The sequence below is a fragment of the Undibacterium sp. RuTC16W genome (assembly GCF_049339445.1).
In the GTDB taxonomy this organism is placed as follows: domain Bacteria; phylum Pseudomonadota; class Gammaproteobacteria; order Burkholderiales; family Burkholderiaceae_D; genus Undibacterium.
In genome coordinates this window covers 190846-207305 of record NZ_JBMPPE010000005.1, presented here as the reverse complement: position 1 = coordinate 207305, position 16460 = coordinate 190846, and the positions used below count along the sequence as shown (strand labels likewise).

Here is a 16460-nt window from a genome sequence, read left to right as displayed (position 1 = left end):
ATAGTGCGCTCCGGCAAAATGCGTTTGCCAACCACATCTCTTCTTTAGCATGGCATTCATAAAAAAACTTTTTCTACTGGCGATTCTTCTTGGCGGTTTTGCGACAGGCGGCATGATCTACTGGGTCGGGCAGCCGATTCACGATGGATCGGAAGCGATAGACTTTAACGTCAAAAGCGGCAGCAGCGTGCGTAGTGCGGGCAAACAAATGCAAGAGGCGGGTGTGCCGCTTAATCCCTGGCTGTTTGAAATTCTTGCCCGGGCTACTGGCAAAGCGAACAAACTTAAAGCGGGCTCCTACGATATTGAAGCGGGCAAAACGCCCATGGATCTGCTGGACAAACTGGTCAACGGTGACTTTTCGTTCGCGTCCCTGTCGATCATTGAGGGATGGACGTTTCAGCAAATGCGCAAAGTCATCAATAGTCACCCATCGATTAAACACAACACGGTGAACATGTCCGATCGCGAGTTGATGCTGAAGGTTGACGCTGATTTTGCACAGCCTGAAGGATTGTTTTTCCCCGACACCTATTTATTCGCCAAGGGGAGCAACGATCTGGAGATTTATCAGCAGGCGCATGCGTCAATGCTCAAAAAATTAAATGAAGCCTGGGCTAACAGAAATACCCTGTTGCCGTACAAGACCGCATACGAAGCACTGACGATGGCCTCCATCATTGAGAAAGAGACAGGTCAAAAAGCAGAGCGTACCTTGATTGCCTCCGTCTTCATTAATCGCTTGCGCACCGGAATGTTGTTGCAGACAGATCCCACCGTGATTTACGGCATGGGAGACCAATACAAAGGTAAAATCAGAAAACATGATTTGCTGACCGATACGCCTTACAACACATACACCCGCGCTGGTTTGCCACCCACACCGATTGCTTTGCCCGGGATCGCATCGCTAACGGCTGCATTTAATCCCGCCAAAAGCGATGCGCTGTATTTTGTAGCAAAGGGTGATGGCACCAGTCATTTTTCAGACAATCTGACGGAGCATAATCGCGCCGTGAATAAATACCAACGCTGATACCGACGATGCTTCCTATCTTATGCAACGCGTATGCAATAAATTACATGACGAATTGAGTGAATTGAGTAAGTAGTATGAACACAAAAATAAAAACAGATCACATGGAAAACGGTATCTCACAAAATCCGCTCAAAGATAAAAGCACAGGTAAATTTATTACCTTTGAAGGAATCGATGGTGCTGGTAAATCGACCCATATTGCCTATGTCGCCGAATTATTGAAACAGCATGGCAAACAAGTTATTTCTTCACGTGAACCGGGTGGAACTGCCTTGGGTGAAAAATTACGTGAATTACTCTTGCAAGAAAAAATGCATTTAGAAACAGAGGCATTGCTCATGTTTGCCGTGCGCAGAGAGCACATCGCGCAGGTGATTGAGCCTGCACTGGCCCGAGGCGACTGGGTTATTTCTGACCGATTTTCCGATGCAAGTTTCGCCTATCAGGGCGGTGGACGTAAATTAGAGCGTGACAAACTGACTGCATTGGAGCAGTGGGTGCATCCTCATCTGCAACCGGATCTGACCTTGTTATTTGATGTCCCTTTAGAGGTTGCCCGCGCACGTCTTGATGCGACTCGCGATCTGGATAAATTCGAACAGGAAAAAACCGATTTTTTTGCCGGGACGCGAGCAGAATATTTGCGCCGGGCGGCAGAATTCCCTGAACGTTTTCGCATTATCGATTCAAGCCTACCTATTCCTGAAATCAGAGTGCAACTTGATATCTTAATTGCCCAGCTATGTAAGGACGCGACTTACTCATGACGCATCCTTTGTTTCACTGGCAAACAGACGCATGGCAGCAATTGAATTTGCTGCGTCAGCGTATGCCGCATGCCGTACTCTTGTATGGACCTGAGGGTATAGGAAAAACCGTATTTGCCGAGCATCTGGCGCAATCTTTGTTATGTGAATCGCCAATACCGGAGGGCCACGCGTGTGGCAAGTGTGCTTCTTGTGGCTGGTTTGGACAATATAGCCATCCTGACTATCGCCGCGTTCGTCCCGAATTGCTTGATGAGGAAGACAGTATCGCCAGTGAAGCGGATGCGCCGGAACCAGAAAAAAAAGCCAAAGCGAGCAAAGCACCGTCCAAAGAAATTGTCATCAATCAAATTCGGGCCTTGTCCGATTTCATGAATATTTCTACGCATCGCCAGGGGCGACGCGTGATAGTACTATACCCGGCTGAGGCCTTGAATATTCCTGCCGCGAATGCCTTGCTCAAATCACTCGAAGAACCTAATCCGAATACCGTTTTTATTTTAGTATCAAACAGTCTCGACAAATTACTACCAACAATTTTGTCACGTTGTCACAAATTCGCGATGGGGATGCCGGATACTGGACAAGCTCTGGCCTGGCTGAAAACACAACAGCTCGCTGATGCCGAAACCTGGCTGGCACAGCAGGGCGGTGCACCGCTCTCGGCGTTGCAAATGGCGCAATCAGAAGACCGTGCTGAATTCGATGATTTTTTACGACAGTTATGCAAACCCGGTGTCGAGTCGAGTTTGAAAATTGCAGAAAAAATGCAAAAATTAAACGTACCCAATACCGTAGCATGGCTACAGCGTTGGTTGTACGACATTTTTTCTTATAAACAAACGGGCAGAATCCGGTATCATCCACGCTATCAAAAAGAGTTAGCGGCACTGGCGGCACGGGTAGATATACCGGCCTTGTTGCAGGTGATTAAAAATACAAACGAGCGGCAAGCGATAGCCAGCCATCCTTTGTCAGCCAAACTCTTTATCGAAGACATGCTGCTGGATTACTCTTCACTATTTCACTGAAAGCTTGTTTATGGCCGACTTACCAGCCGATCTTAGTGCTCCCCTGAACATGCCGACACCGGCACGTCCGTCTGTTTTATCGCTGGCAATTAAAGAAAAAGCGGCGTTGTATTCTGCGTACATGCCATTTTTAAAGAATGGTGGCATTTTTGTTCCGACAAATAAGGGCTACCGTTTAGGCGAAGAAATTTACTTGATCCTGACTTTATTGGATGATCCGAATAAGTATCCGATCGCCGGCAAAGTCGCCTGGATCACGCCGGCAGGTGCGGGTAATAACAAGTCACAGGGAATTGGCGTTCATTTTCCTGATGATGAAAGCGGCACACGTATTAAATTGCGTGTAGAGGAATTACTAGGCGCTGCGATACGGTCATCCAGGGCAACGCATACTTTGTAATGCAATGCTGACCAGCGCTTTGCAGGTCACGCGCTCACGTCATTGCTAAATTTATTCTCTCTTTAGTTTCATCATTTTTGTTATTTGTCTCCATATCTTCCATGACCGGATTTGTCCCCTCACATCGCATTGCGACCTTTGACGATTTACCTGCTATCGTCGCGATCTATAACTCAACCGTTGCATCGCGCCAGGTAACCGCAGACACAGAGCCGGTCACAGTTGTGTCGCGCCATGCCTGGTTTCATGAGCACACGCCGGACAAACGGCCTTTATGGGTAATTGAGCAAGGCGGTGAGATCCTCGGCTGGTTGTCATTCTCTAATTTTTATGGTCGTCCTGCGTATTCAGGCACAGCGGAATTGTCGATTTATTTACATGAAGATGCCCGCGGCAAGGGATTAGGGCGCTATCTTTTAACGGAAGCAATCGCTTTTGCCCCGCAAATCAGCGTACATACCTTGCTAGGCTTTATTTTTGGCCACAACACACCTAGCATGAATTTGTTTGCCAGCTTCAATTTTGAAATCTGGGCCAACATGCCCAAAGTCGCCACCCTTGATGGGGTTGAGCGTGACTTGATTATCATGGGCAAACGGATTGCCTGAACCTGACAGGCTTGTCAGATATCCGTATCAATGTTTTCACGTTTAACACGAGTGAAAATATAGTCTGACGCTCTTTTAAGCCTGCACAAGCGTAAAAAGAGTAAAATCCGGCATCTTATTACGTATATTACGCATCTTACTTACATGGCTTGCTTTCTCTTTAGAGGCAAGCCATCGATTTTTATAGGAACTCCACCATGCTGAGCTATCGCCACAGCTTCCATGCCGGTAATCACGCAGACGTTCTCAAGCATTTCGTCACGATTCAATTACTCAATTATTTAGGTCAAAAAGATACTGCCTACACATATATTGATACCCATGCTGGCGCAGGCTTATATGCGCTTGATGGCGGCTATGCGACTAAAAACGCGGAATTTGAAACTGGTATCGGTCCTCTTTGGGACCGTAAAGACTTGCCAGCGCCACTTGCAGAATATGTCGATCTGGTCAAAGAGCTTAATCCTAGCGGAAAAATGCGCTATTACCCGGGGTCACCTTATTGCGCCGAGAAGATTTTGCGCGAGCAAGACCGTTTGCGTTTATTTGAATTACATCCTAGCGAAATTAAAATTCTCGCTGAAAATTTCCGCAAACTTGATGCCCATTCAGCAGCCCAGGGACATCGGCCGACCACTCGTGGCAAGCGCGTCATTATTACGGCAGGAGATGGTTTTGAGGGTTTAAAGGCCTTATTACCGCCGCCATCACGACGCGGCCTGGTCTTGATTGATCCGCCTTACGAGGTCAAAGACGATTACCGACGTGTCAAAGATACCGTGGAGGATGGCTTGAAACGGTTCCCAACTGGCGTATTTGCGGTCTGGTATCCGGTATTGAATCGCCCAGACTCGAAACAGTTGCCCGAGCGCCTGAAGCGCTTGCAAGCCAATGGCTGGCTGAACGTGACCTTGTCCGTCAGCGGCCCGTCTCCTGACGGATTTGGCCTGCATAGCAGCGGTATGTTCATCATTAATCCTCCCTGGACTCTGGAGGCAAGCTTGCGCGAAGTGATGCCGTATTTAGTCAAAGTATTGGGTCGAGATGCGGGAGCGAGTTTTAGCATCGATGCGGGCGAAACGCAGACAATAGGGCGCGCACGTAAAAAATAAACGTATGAAAACTGAGTTTATGTGATTGTTAGTAATCATTAAGTACTCATTAAGCACGCATCGAATACAAATTGCCGGAACAGAAATGTTACCGGCAATTTTTTTGTTTAAAAAAACTGTCAGAAAAAGGCGAAAAAATGTCTCAAATTGTTGAATTATTTTTGCTCTATGTTGCACTGCAATTTCAGCATGGACGAAAAATCGAGTGATTCCTCTAACTGAAATTTAAGTGAACAACTATTTGCATCAAAAAGATGGTGCCATGCAGCATAAATAAGGATTGACGAATTAGTACGGTCGTACAAAAATCGTTACAAGAAAATTTAATTCGGTAAAAAGCAGATAAAAACGATGTAATTGTTGAACTAGTTCAGATGGCAACATAATTCAGGAGAACAGATGTCGGAGTATCAACAAAGCCCGGTGATGGGCCAGATGATGAGCAAGCCTTTGCTCATTTCCAGCATTATCGAACACGCAGACCGGTATTTTGGCAGCAATGAAATTGTTTCCCGCCGCGCAGAAGGTGACATCCATCGCTACAACTATCGCGAATGCCATCGCCGCTCTAAAAAACTAGCGAATGCCTTTAAAAAAATGGGCATCAAAATCGGTGACCGTATTGCTACGCTAGCGTGGAATGGCTACCGCCATATGGAAGCGTATTACGCAGTATCAGGTTCCGGTGCCGTGTTACACACGATCAATCCTCGCCTGCACCCGGAGCAAATTGCCTACATCGTGAATCATGCAGAGGATCAGTATCTGCTCTTCGATATCACGTTCCTGCCTATCGTAAAAGCTGTCGCCAGCCACTGTCCCACCATCAAAGGTTTCATCATGATGTGTGATCGTGAACATTTGCCCGCCGATGGATCAGTGCCGAATTTGCTTTGCTATGAGGACTTGATTGACGCAAATGCCGACGATTTTGTCTGGCCTGAGTTTGACGAAAACTCTGCATCCAGTCTTTGCTATACCTCTGGCACCACTGGTCACCCAAAGGGAGCACTGTACTCACATCGCTCGACGGTGCTGCATTCCTATGCATCTGCCATGCCAGACGGGCTGAATGTATCAGCACGGGATTCTGTATTGCCTGTGGTGCCCATGTTTCACGTTAATGCCTGGGGCTTGCCATATTCGGCACCGCTGACCGGAGCAAAATTAGTATTTCCTGGCCCGGCGCTGGATGGTAAGTCTTTGTATGAGTTGTTTGAGCAAGAGAAAGTCACTTTCTCGGCAGGGGTTCCTACCGTATGGCTAGGTCTGCTGACTTATGTGGCACAAAATAACCTCAAATTCTCGACCTTTAAACGCACGGTTATCGGCGGCTCAGCCTGTCCGCCAGCTATGATGAAGACATTACGCCATACCTACGGTGTTGAAGTCGTGCATGCCTGGGGGATGACAGAAATGTCGCCATTAGGCACCACCGGTACGCTTCAGGCAAAGCACATGGCGTTGTCCGACGATGCACAGCAAGCCATCCTTGAAAAGCAAGGCCATGCCATTTTTGGTGTGGACATGAAAATTGTCGATGACGCAGGTAAAGAGTTGCCATGGGACGGTAAGACTTATGGTAATTTGCTCGTCAAAGGTCCATGGATTATCAGTAGTTATTTTAAAAACGAGGGTGGCGATATTCTCGACAATGGCTGGTTCCCAACGGGTGACGTAGCAACAATTGATGCCGACGGTTACATGCAGATCACAGATCGCAGCAAGGACGTGATTAAGTCCGGCGGCGAATGGATAGGTACGATTGATCTGGAAAATGTCGCGGTGTCGCACCCAGCCGTGCTGCAGGCAGCATGTATCGGCGTATTCCATCCAAAATGGGATGAACGTCCCTTATTACTGGTAGTGAAAAAACCGGGAGCAGAAATAGAAAAAGAAGAATTGCTTAAATTTTATGAAGGAAAAATAGCAAAATGGTGGACACCGGATGACGTCGTTTTCATCGATGCACTGCCACTGGGAGCAACGGGGAAAATTTTGAAAAACAAACTAAGGGATCAATTTAAAGACTACAAATTGCCAACTGCCTGATTGTGATCAAAGAAAGGAGAGTGGCAGGCCAGATCATCACTCTCCAGCAAAAAAAGCACGTAAAAAAAGTAAAAAAGTAATTTCCATAAACATCCACAAAAATACTGGAGTGAGACAAATGAAATTTCAATTACGTACATCTGTTTTAGCAATTGCCCTGGCATTGTCAGCACCGCTTGTGATGGCTGATACCATCAAGATTGCCTATATCGATCCACTGTCTGGCCCGTTTGCACCTGTTGGCCAAAACATTCTGAATTCTTATCAGTACATTGCTGAAAAAGCCAATGCCGAAGGCTGGGCAGGTCCACATAAATTTGAAATTGTTGGCTTCGATAATAAAGGTAGTCCGCAAGAATCCCTGAGCGTACTGAAAACCGTGATCGACAAAGGCTTTCGTTACATCACTCAGGGTAATGGATCCGGCGTCGGCCTGGCGTTGCTCGATGCCGTCAACAAACATAATGAACGCAATCCGGGCAAGGAAATCATTTACCTGAATCATGCTGCGGTTGATCCTGATATGACTAATGGCAAATGCAGTTTCTGGCATTTCCGTTTTGATTCCAACTCTGACATGAAGATGGAATCGCTGACCACCTACATGGCGCAAGATAAAAATATCAAGAAAGTCTATATCATCGGGCAGAACTATTCTTTTGGTCACCAGGTTACCCGTGCCGCTAAAGAGTATCTGGCACGCAAACGTCCTGATATTCAAATCGTAGGTGACGACTTGCATCCTATCGGACAGGTCAAGGATTTCTCTCCTTACATCGCCAAGATTAAAGCGTCGGGCGCTGACACGGTGATTACCGGTAACTGGGGTGCGGATCTGGCTTTGTTGATTAAATCAGCGAAAGATGCGGACTTAAAAGCGAATTTCTTTACCTACTATGCAGCGACTACGGGTGTTCCAACTGCGATGGGTGCTGCTGGTGTCGATCACGTAAAATACGTCGGCTACTGGAATGCTAACAACGAAACCTTTGCAGGTAAGGATATCGTTGAAGGTTTCAAAGCCAAGTACAAAGACGATTACTATTCCATGGCGACCTATTCTGTTCTCGCCTATATGGGTAAGGCAGTGAAAGACGCCAAATCCATTGAGCCAGCAGCAGTGGCAATTGCCCTGGAAAATTCCAAAGTGAAAAGCCTGAACGGTGACACCGTTATGCGCAAATTGGATCATCAGATCCAGCAACCTCTGTACATTGCTACATGGGTGAAAGTTAACGGCAAAGATGTGAAATTTGACCAGGAAAATACAGGTCTGGGCTGGAAGACAAGTCAAAAAATTGATGCCTTCGTCGCTACTCAGCCTTCGTCTTGTCAAATGAAGCGCCCTGGCTAATTAGCAAAATCTGAGAGAGTTGCATCACGATGCGCTCTCTTTTTTTTCACAAAAATAGTACGATCGTTCAAGATTTTAAAAAGGATCTTTGCTGTGGAATTCACATTGATCACCTTGCTGAACGGTGTCAGCTACGGATTGTTGCTGTTTATGCTCTCCTCTGGCCTGACACTGATTTTCAGTATGATGGGCGTGCTTAATTTTGCCCACGCTAGTTTTTACATGTTGGGGGCCTATTTTGCCTACGGCATCAGTGTCAAATTAGGTTTTTGGCCAGCGCTGTTTCTGGCACCGCTGATCGTCGGTTTTCTCGGTGCGATGGTGGAACGTTACGGACTGCGTTCAGTGCACAAATACGGACATATCCCGGAACTGCTATTCACTTTTGGTTTGTCTTACGTGATTGTGGAGCTGGTGCAGTTGATCTGGGGGCGCTCAACCGTGCCATATCCTATTCCGGCTGAGCTTGATGGTCCTTTATTCACCTTGTACACCACGACGTTCCCTATGTACCGCGGCTTTATGATGTTTGTCGCTTTGCTGATGCTGGTTGCGATCTATTTATTGCTGACCAGGACAAGGATAGGCCTCGTGATTCAGGCCGCATTGACACATCCGGATACGGTAGAAGCCCTGGGACACAACGTCCCTCGCGTGTTCATGCTGGTGTTTGGCGGCGGTTGCGCTCTGGCCGGACTGGCAGGTGTGGTCGGTGGCAACGCCTTCGTCACCGAGCCTGGTATGGCGGCAACGCTGGGTAGCATTATTTTTGTGGTTGTGGTGGTCGGTGGTATGGGGTCGCTTGCCGGTGCATTTGTTGCCTCTATCCTGATTGGCGTGCTGCAAACTTTTGCTGTGGCGCTTGATTACTCTTTCGTCACGGTATTTGCGAAATTGGGTACACAGATTTCAGCTACTGCACCCGGCTACTCAATGCTCAGCCTGACGATTGCTCAAGTCGCACCGATCATGCCTTACCTGCTACTGGTGCTTATCCTTATTTTCCGGCCAAAAGGTTTGCTGGGTACTCGCGAAGGATAAAAAATGACAAAAACATTGACATATAAACCGCTGAATCTGGCGCGCTGGATCATCTGGCTTGGCTTCGCAATGATGCTAGTCGTTGCACCGCTGATTTTTAAATCAGGCGGATCGCTTTCACTATTGTCCCAAATTGGCACGCTGATGATTTTTGGCCTGTCCTTCAATATGTTGTTAGGGCAGGGTGGCATGCTGTCGTTCGGCCATGCTGTTTATTCTGGACTAGGCGCTTTCTTTGCGATCCACGCCATGAATCTGGTAACTGATGGAACGATCATGTTTCCCATTACATTGATCCCATTAATCGGTGGTATTGCTGGTATGTTTTTCGGCATCCTGTTCGGTTATGTCACGACGAAAAAATCCGGCACCACCTTTTCGATGATTACTCTGGGTATGGTCGAACTGGTATTCGCCAGTTCATTAATGTTCCCAAGCTTCTTTGGCGGTGAAGGCGGCATTTCTACTAATCGCGTGATTGGTAAGGCCTTTCTGGGGATTACCTATGGGCCGCAGATTCAGGTGTATTACCTGATTGCCGCCTGGTTGTTTATCAGTACGATTGGTATGTATGCCTTCACGCAAACGCCGCTTGGTCGGCTGGCAAATGCGGTCAGGGATAATCCTGAGCGTGTCGAGTTTGTTGGTTACAACACGCAATGGGTTCGCTATCTGACCTTGATTTTGTCCGCTTTTTTTGCCGGCATTGCCGGAGGACTGTCTGCAATCAATTTTGAAATTGTGAGTGCCGAAAACGTCAGCGCCATCCGCTCTGGCGCTGTGCTGTTGTTCACATTTATCGGCGGTATCGGCTTCTTCTTTGGCCCGATGATAGGCGCGGTAATCGGCGTCGTGTTGACGGTGATGCTGTCTGACTTCACCAAAGCCTGGCAACTCTATCTTGGTATTTTCTTCATCATCATCGTGATGTATGCGCCTGGTGGTATCGCCAGTATATTGATGCTGAATCTGCGGGTGGCCAAATTTGGTTTGTTCAAACGGGTCTGGCCATCGATGTGGAAACTTGTTCTGGCAACCGTAATTGCGGTGTTCGGTACAGTGATTGCAATCGAAATGCTGTATCAGCGCACCTTGGAGGCATCGCAAAATTCCACCGTCAACTTATTTGGTGTAATGGTCGACACAGCGCAACCTGCTGCGTGGCTGACTGCCGGGGTATTGATTGCCATCGGTGTCGTGGGATTCATTATTACCAAATCGAGCTTTACACAAAAATGGGGCGAAGTCAGTACCGAAATTGAAGATCAAATGAGGAGGGTGCAATCATGAGTGTGACTTCATTGTTCTCTCTTGAACTAAAAGATGTCCGAAAGAGTTTTGGTAAATCTGAAATCATCCGGGGTGCTAATTTACAAGTGCCAAAGGGCGAGCGGTTCGCAATCATTGGACCAAACGGTGCGGGAAAATCAACCTTATTCAATCTGATCTCCGGCCGTTTCCCCATCAGCTCCGGCGATATTTTATTGAATGGCGAGAGTATCTCCACATTACGTCCGTTCGAGATTAACCGTCGTGGCTTGTCACGCAGTTTTCAGATTACCAATATTTTTCATCGCTTATCGGTGTACGAAAATTTGCGCTGTGCAGTGCTGTGGTCGCTCGGCTATAAATATTCATTCTGGCACCGGCTAAACGGTTTAAAAGATGCACATGAGCGGGCTGAAGCCGTATTAGAGCAAATCGGCCTAAAACGCCGGCGTGACATCACGGCAGGCTTACTGACTTATGCGGAACAACGTGCATTGGAAATCGGTATCACCATTGCTGGCGGTGCTGACGTCATCTTGCTCGACGAGCCAACTGCCGGTATGAGCCGGTCAGAGTCCGATGCGGCTGTCGAACTGATTCGCAAAGTCACCGTCGGCAAAACACTATTAATGGTCGAACATGATATGAGCGTGGTGTTTGGTCTTGCAGATAAAATTGCCGTTGTCGTGTATGGTGAAGTCATTGCCTGCGACACCCCTGTCAATATCCGGAATAATCAAAAAGTCAAAGACGCATATCTGGGTGGTCACGCCCCGGTGGAGGCCGCAGCATGAGTACATTATTAGAAATCAAAGGCCTGAATGCTTTCTACGGCAAAAGCCATGTCCTTCACGGTGTTGATCTTGTTGTCAATCAAGGTGAAATCGTCAGCTTATTGGGACGCAACGGTGTCGGCCGCTCAACTACCGTCAAAGCCGCGATGGGGCAGGTTGACTCAACCGGGTCGATCAAGTTCAAGGGCGAAGAGATGATCGGCCTGAAAGCTTTCCAGATTGCCCACAAAGGCTTGGGCTATGTGCCGGAAAATCGTGATATTTTTCCGACCTTAACGGTGGAACAGAATCTGATTCTGGGAGAAAAATCGGGTAAAAAATCGCGCTGGTCGCTGGACGATATGTACAACATGTTCCCGCGCCTCAAGGAGCGTCAACATACTGCGGCAGGCGTATTATCTGGCGGCGAACAACAAATGCTGACGTTATGCCGCACGCTGATGGGCGATCCTGACCTGATCATGATTGATGAGCCAACGGAAGGGCTGGCACCAAAGATCGTCGAATTAGTTGCCGAGTACCTCAAAGAACTTAAAAACCGTGGCATATCCGTTTTGCTGGTTGAGCAAAAACTCGCCATCGCACTGGAAATTTCGCAAAGAGTCTACGTCATGGGGCACGGCAGTATCGTGTTTGAAGGAAGTCCTGCCGATTTGCGTGCCAACGAGGCGATTCGTAAAGAGTGGTTAGAGGTATAAGCATTAGTTTAGCCTGATGCTCAATATACTACCTACCTGTATATTTTAAGACACTAGGTAATACAAGCGGTATCGGCATATTTCTCATAAAATAATGGGGAGTATGCCTTTTTTAAATGAATAAAAAATTTTCCTCAAAAATAATACGACCGTACTTTTTTGCGGTATAGTAGACATGACGTAAAAACTCGCAGACAGCATTCTGGTCAGCAAGCGGCATTCAATTTACCTATAGTAGTAGGGTGTCAATGAGTCGCTTGTACAATCAAAAAACGTATTTCAACCCTTAGGAAGAGACATGAGCGCGGAATATCAAGTCAACGGCAATGTTGCCGTCATTACCCTCAACAATCCCCCTGTTAATGGTTTAGGTCATTCGACGCGCAACGCGATTGTCGAAGGCATGAAGCAGGCATTGAATGACGATGCGATTACATCCATCATCATTACCGGCGCTGGCAAGGCATTTTCCGGTGGTGCCGACATTAAAGAATTCAACTCACCAAAAGCATCAGCAGAACCGTCGCTGCATACCGTGATCAACATCGTTGAGGGGTCTGCCAAGCCAGTTATCGCTGCCATACACAGCGTGTGCATGGGTGGCGGACTCGAGCTGGCACTGGGTTGCAACTACCGCGTAGTGACGCCAGGTGCGCAAATTGCCCTGCCTGAAGTGAAGCTCGGCATTTTGCCAGGCGCCGGCGGCACACAACGCCTGCCTCGCGTACTTGGTTTGGAAATGTCGTTGAATATGATCGTATCAGGCACTGCGATACCATCAGAAAAACTCGCCAAAACGGCTTTATTTAACGAACTGATAGAAGGCGATCTGATGCAAGGTGCATTGGCTTTTGCGGCCAAAGTCGCTGACGTCCGTCCGCTGCCACGCGTGCGCGACATCAAGATCGATTATCCTAACTACGAAGCCTTCCTGCAGTTCTCACGCAATACCGTTCGCGCAATGTCCGGCCCGTTCCCAGCGCCATTGAAATGCGTCGAAGCCGTTGCAGCGTCTGTCACCAAAAAATTCGATGATGGTATTAATGTAGAACGCGATCTGTTTCTCGAGTTAGTACAAACCACAGAATCCAAAGCATTGCGTCACGCCTTTTTCGGCGAGCGTGCAGCGAGCAAACTGCCTGATGTGCCGGAAGATACGCCAACCCGCCCGATCAAATCGGCAGCCGTTATTGGCGCAGGTACGATGGGTGGCGGCATTGCCATGAATTTTGCGAATGCGGGTATCCCGGTACAGATTCTGGAAATGAAACAGGAGGCTCTGGATAAAGGTCTGGCCACCATTCGTAAAAATTACGAAAACACAATGAAAAAAGGCAAGTTGTCGCCTGAAAAATTCGAACAACGCGTTGGTCTGATTACCGGAACCTTATCTTACGAAGCCATCGGCCAAGCTGACATCGTCGTCGAGGCGGTATTTGAAGATATGGGTGTAAAAGAGCAAGTATTCAAAAAACTGGATGAAGTGATGAAATCAGGTGCAATCCTCGCCTCTAATACCTCGACGCTGGACGTCGACCAGATCGCCAGTTTTACCAAGCGCCCAGAAGACGTTGTATGCACGCATTTTTTCAGCCCGGCTAATGTGATGAAGTTGCTGGAAATTGTACGCGGCAAAAAAACTGCCAAAGACGTGCTCGCGACGACCCTGGCCTTGTCTAAAAAAATCAAGAAAACTGGCGTCGTATCTGGTGTGTGCGATGGATTCATCGGCAATCGTATGATCGAGCAATATAGCCGTCAAGCAGGCTTCCTGATCGAAGAAGGTTGCACGCCGGAGCAAGTCGATAAAGCAGTTGAAAAAATGGGCTTTGCGATGGGACCGTTCCGCATGGGCGATCTGGCGGGCAATGATATTGGCTGGTATATCCGCACACGTCGCTATGTAGAAAAGCCACAAATCACCTATTCAAAAACAGCCGACCTGCTATGTGAGATGGGCCGTTTTGGTCAAAAAACCGGAGCAGGCTGGTACGACTACAAAGCGGGTGATCGCAAGGCATATCCATCATCGGTAGTGAATGACATGATCGTCAAACATTCTGCGGATCTGGGAATTGAGCGTCGCAAAATCACCGATCAGGAAATTATAGAACGTCTGATTTACGCACTGGTCAATGAAGCCGCTTATATTCTCGAAGAAGGTATCGCAACCCGTGCATCTGACATCGATATGGTCTATCTGACTGGATACGGCTTCCCATTGCATCGCGGTGGTCCGATGTTTTATGCCGATACCGTCGGTTTGCCTAATGTCGTCATGGCGATGGAGCGTTATGCCAAAGGTCGTCATGGTGACGCCTGGAAACCAGCGCCATTGCTGGCAAAACTTGCCGCAGAAGGCAAAAGCTTTAATGGCTAATTAGCATCATTGGGCATTCCGGTCAGCGGTTCGCTTGCCTGAACACTCAGCAACTCAACAAAGAGCGCAGCTTAAACACTGCGCTCTTTGCTTTTGACGCAGCAGAATTAGAGGGGGCGGCAGTGGCGATGTTATAATGTAAGGTTAGTTATAACTCTATTGCAAAAGGTTTTTCCGTGCTCTCTACCGCAAATATTACGATGCAGTTTGGCCCCAAGCCACTGTTCGAAAACATCTCTGTCAAATTTGGTGATGGCAATCGCTATGGTTTGATCGGCGCCAATGGCTGTGGCAAATCCACTTTCATGAAAATTTTGGGTGGCGATCTCGATCAATCCTCGGGAACAGTCATGCTGGATCAGAATGAACGCCTGGGCAAGTTGCGTCAGGACCAGTTTGCGTTTGAAGAAATGCGTGTTTTGGATGTTGTCATGATGGGTCACACTGAAATGTGGGCAGCCATGTCTGAGCGCGACGCGATTTACGCCAATCCTGAAGCGACTGACGATGACTACATGAAGGCTGCGGATCTTGAGGCAAAGTTTGCCGAATATGACGGCTACACTGCGGAGCCAAGGGCAGGGGAACTATTGCTCGGCGCAGGTATTCCTATTGATCAGCATCAGGGTCTGATGAGCGCGGTTGCTCCGGGCTGGAAATTACGTGTCTTGCTGGCACAAGCCTTGTTTTCTAACCCTGATATCTTGTTACTTGACGAACCGACCAATAATCTGGATATCAACACGATTCGCTGGCTTGAAGATACGCTGAATGACCGTAACTCAACCATGATTATCATTTCCCATGATCGTCACTTTCTGAATCAGGTCTGTACGCATATGGCCGATATGGATTACGGCACCTTAAAAGTCTATCCAGGTAACTACGATGACTACATGCTGGCGTCCTCGCAGGCACGTGCGCAGCAAATGGCGAATAATGCAAAGGCCAAAGAAAAGGTCGCGGAACTACAAGATTTCGTTCGTCGCTTTTCTGCAAACAAATCCAAGGCACGCCAGGCAACCTCCCGCGCCAAGCAAATCGACAAAATCAAGATCGAAGAGTTTAAGCCCTCCAGCCGCCAGAATCCTTTTGTTCGTTTTGACGGAGAAAAGAAATTGCATCGCCTGGCAGTAGAGGTCCAGGGTTTGACCAAAGCCTATGACCGCACCTTGTTTAAAAATGTCGATCTCATGATTGAGGCCGGCGAGCGTATAGCGATTATCGGTGCCAATGGTATTGGTAAAACAACCTTGTTGCGCTGTATTGGCGGCGATGATATCGCAGGCTTACATGCGGATCGCGGCCTGGTGAAATGGGCAGAAAATGCTAATGTTGGCTACATGCCGCAAGATCCTACCGAAGAATTTGCCTCAGATAAAAACCTGACTGACTGGATCGGTCAGTGGACACAAGAGGGCGACGATGATCAGGCGGTACGTTCCATTTTGGGTCGTTTGTTATTTGGTGGCGACGACGTGAAAAAGTCAGTCAAGGTCCTGTCCGGTGGTGAAAAGGGACGTATGATGTACGGCAAGTTGATGTTGGGTCGCCATAATGTATTGCTGATGGATGAGCCGACCAATCACATGGATATGGAGTCAATCGAATCTCTAAATATCGCGCTGGAAAAATATGCGGGAACATTAGTATTTGTATCGCATGACCGTGAGTTTGTCTCCTCACTGGCGACGCGGGTTCTGGAAATTAAAGAGAATGAAATTATTGATTTCCGTGGTTCGTATGAGGAATATCTGACCAGCCAAGGCATTGAATAAATGAGTGAAAAATGAGTAAATTCAACCGGCTTTTTATTCGAAGGTTGATTACAATTTGATTGAGATGCAAAAAAGCCAGAAATTTCCTGGCTTTTTATTTTTTGCTATAGGACTAGTCATAGTATAAATCATCGATG

Annotated in this window: 14 protein-coding genes; all 14 read left to right on the top strand. The window is 47.7% G+C overall.

Annotated features, from left to right (window positions below):
• Positions 1–49 precede the first annotated feature (49 nt).
• The 14 genes from mltG (at position 50) to ACO0K4_RS11650 (ending at position 16323) form a co-directional block, all read left to right on the top strand.
• Positions 50–1036, top strand: coding sequence for an endolytic transglycosylase MltG (mltG, locus tag ACO0K4_RS11715; RefSeq protein WP_422956803.1), 987 nt, complete (start codon positions 50–52; stop codon positions 1034–1036).
• Positions 1037–1140: 104 nt separating this feature from the next.
• Positions 1141–1806, top strand: a complete 666-nt coding sequence (gene tmk / locus ACO0K4_RS11710; protein ID WP_422956959.1) for a dTMP kinase — start codon at positions 1141–1143, stop codon at positions 1804–1806.
• Complete coding sequence (locus ACO0K4_RS11705) at positions 1803–2837, top strand: DNA polymerase III subunit delta' (RefSeq protein WP_422956802.1); 1035 nt, start codon at positions 1803–1805, stop codon at positions 2835–2837. The genes tmk and ACO0K4_RS11705 overlap by 4 nt, the downstream gene beginning before the upstream one ends.
• A 10-nt stretch (positions 2838–2847) precedes the next feature.
• Positions 2848–3237 carry a PilZ domain-containing protein gene (locus tag ACO0K4_RS11700; RefSeq protein WP_422956801.1) on the top strand — a complete coding sequence of 130 codons (390 nt, stop codon included), beginning with the start codon at positions 2848–2850 and terminating at the stop codon, positions 3235–3237.
• A gap of 101 nt (positions 3238–3338) precedes the next feature.
• Entirely contained in the window at positions 3339–3845 is a 507-nt protein-coding gene (locus ACO0K4_RS11695; RefSeq protein ID WP_422956800.1) for a GNAT family N-acetyltransferase, read from the top strand.
• Positions 3846–4042: 197 nt separating this feature from the next.
• Positions 4043–4957 carry a 23S rRNA (adenine(2030)-N(6))-methyltransferase RlmJ gene (locus ACO0K4_RS11690; RefSeq protein WP_422956799.1) on the top strand — a complete coding sequence of 305 codons (915 nt, stop codon included), beginning with the start codon at positions 4043–4045 and terminating at the stop codon, positions 4955–4957.
• 399 nt (positions 4958–5356) lie between these two features.
• A complete protein-coding gene (locus ACO0K4_RS11685) occupies positions 5357–7009 on the top strand; it encodes a 3-(methylthio)propionyl-CoA ligase (RefSeq protein WP_422956798.1) in 1653 nt (550 codons plus the stop codon).
• Positions 7010–7190: 181 nt separating this feature from the next.
• A complete protein-coding gene (locus ACO0K4_RS11680; protein WP_422956958.1) occupies positions 7191–8363 on the top strand; it encodes a branched-chain amino acid ABC transporter substrate-binding protein in 1173 nt (390 codons plus the stop codon).
• 93 nt (positions 8364–8456) lie between these two features.
• The gene (locus tag ACO0K4_RS11675) at positions 8457–9404 is read left to right on the top strand and encodes a branched-chain amino acid ABC transporter permease (RefSeq protein WP_422956797.1); all 948 of its coding nucleotides are present in this window, start codon (positions 8457–8459) and stop codon (positions 9402–9404) included.
• A gap of 3 nt (positions 9405–9407) precedes the next feature.
• Positions 9408–10694 (top strand): branched-chain amino acid ABC transporter permease, encoded by a 1287-nt coding sequence (locus ACO0K4_RS11670; RefSeq protein WP_422956796.1) that lies wholly within the window; start codon positions 9408–9410, stop codon positions 10692–10694.
• Positions 10691–11467 (top strand): ABC transporter ATP-binding protein, encoded by a 777-nt coding sequence (locus ACO0K4_RS11665; RefSeq protein WP_422956795.1) that lies wholly within the window; start codon positions 10691–10693, stop codon positions 11465–11467. Before ACO0K4_RS11670 ends, ACO0K4_RS11665 begins: the two co-directional genes overlap by 4 nt.
• Positions 11464–12165, top strand: a complete 702-nt coding sequence (locus ACO0K4_RS11660; protein WP_422956794.1) for an ABC transporter ATP-binding protein — start codon at positions 11464–11466, stop codon at positions 12163–12165. Before ACO0K4_RS11665 ends, ACO0K4_RS11660 begins: the two co-directional genes overlap by 4 nt.
• A 298-nt stretch (positions 12166–12463) precedes the next feature.
• Positions 12464–14545 carry a 3-hydroxyacyl-CoA dehydrogenase NAD-binding domain-containing protein gene (locus ACO0K4_RS11655; RefSeq protein WP_422956793.1) on the top strand — a complete coding sequence of 694 codons (2082 nt, stop codon included), beginning with the start codon at positions 12464–12466 and terminating at the stop codon, positions 14543–14545.
• Positions 14546–14721: 176 nt separating this feature from the next.
• Entirely contained in the window at positions 14722–16323 is a 1602-nt protein-coding gene (locus ACO0K4_RS11650) for an ABC-F family ATPase (RefSeq protein ID WP_422956792.1), read from the top strand.
• Positions 16324–16460 lie beyond the last annotated feature (137 nt).

Coding starts and splice junctions, on each gene's coding strand:
- ACO0K4_RS11655 (WP_422956793.1), top strand. CDS start 12,464: ATGAGCGCGGAATATCAAGTCAACGGCAATGTTGCCGTCATTACCCTC.
- ACO0K4_RS11670 (WP_422956796.1), top strand. CDS start 9,408: ATGACAAAAACATTGACATATAAACCGCTGAATCTGGCGCGCTGGATC.
- ACO0K4_RS11695 (WP_422956800.1), top strand. CDS start 3,339: ATGACCGGATTTGTCCCCTCACATCGCATTGCGACCTTTGACGATTTA.
- ACO0K4_RS11705 (WP_422956802.1), top strand. CDS start 1,803: ATGACGCATCCTTTGTTTCACTGGCAAACAGACGCATGGCAGCAATTG.
- ACO0K4_RS11665 (WP_422956795.1), top strand. CDS start 10,691: ATGAGTGTGACTTCATTGTTCTCTCTTGAACTAAAAGATGTCCGAAAG.
- ACO0K4_RS11700 (WP_422956801.1), top strand. CDS start 2,848: ATGGCCGACTTACCAGCCGATCTTAGTGCTCCCCTGAACATGCCGACA.
- tmk (WP_422956959.1), top strand. CDS start 1,141: ATGGAAAACGGTATCTCACAAAATCCGCTCAAAGATAAAAGCACAGGT.
- ACO0K4_RS11690 (WP_422956799.1), top strand. CDS start 4,043: ATGCTGAGCTATCGCCACAGCTTCCATGCCGGTAATCACGCAGACGTT.
- ACO0K4_RS11685 (WP_422956798.1), top strand. CDS start 5,357: ATGTCGGAGTATCAACAAAGCCCGGTGATGGGCCAGATGATGAGCAAG.
- ACO0K4_RS11660 (WP_422956794.1), top strand. CDS start 11,464: ATGAGTACATTATTAGAAATCAAAGGCCTGAATGCTTTCTACGGCAAA.
- ACO0K4_RS11680 (WP_422956958.1), top strand. CDS start 7,191: ATGGCTGATACCATCAAGATTGCCTATATCGATCCACTGTCTGGCCCG.
- mltG (WP_422956803.1), top strand. CDS start 50: ATGGCATTCATAAAAAAACTTTTTCTACTGGCGATTCTTCTTGGCGGT.